This is a genomic window from uncultured Cedecea sp., assembly GCF_947498825.1.
Lineage (GTDB): Bacteria > Pseudomonadota > Gammaproteobacteria > Enterobacterales > Enterobacteriaceae > JGM124.
This window is the reverse complement of sequence record NZ_CANMLV010000067.1, coordinates 1-543: the sequence shown is the minus strand read 5'-3', so window position 1 is coordinate 543 and position 543 is coordinate 1. Positions and strand designations below refer to the sequence as shown.

The 543-nt window shown below is 48.8% G+C and carries 1 pseudogene; it reads right to left on the bottom strand.

Annotation, left to right across the window (positions count from 1 at the left end):
- Window positions 1-374, bottom strand: a pseudogene (locus Q1A40_RS22950) (hypothetical protein); the annotation flags it as partial.
- Window positions 375-543: the final 169 nt, after the last annotated feature.

Here is a 543-nt window from a genome sequence, read left to right as displayed (position 1 = left end):
GAACTGGAAAGCCATCCGCACAAATAGCGTTTATCCTGTAATACCTCACTTCTTGCATAATCTTCAGTGCGGTTTAGCCAGGAAAACTCACATGATTCATCGGGTCTGGCCAGCAATATCAGCTGTGGACAATGGGCCGGGGAATAAGCCAGATCAGCACGCAGTACCGGATAAATAGCTTTACTTCCCAGATGTCGTTGTAATTTCTGAAGGCTGAGCGGGTTAGCACTCGCCACTTTTTTGAGCGGATCAATTAACAGATAGCGGTACTCATCCGTATGCTGAGTCAGCCAGTCAGTTATTTTGCTATTTTCCATGATTACACCTGCTCCACGCGTGGCCTGCTGTGCCTGCCGCCGTTGAATCTTGTCCATTATCTGTCCCTGAAATGTTAATCCTCTTCCGGTGCCGTGCTGGACTCACGCGCCACATCCTTCGGCCATTTAACATTTTTAAATGGTGTTCTGTACCGGGGCTTCTCTCTGTCCAACGGCGCTGTCGGCACCGGCTTTTTTTCCATATAGTGACGACAAAAGCTCCACA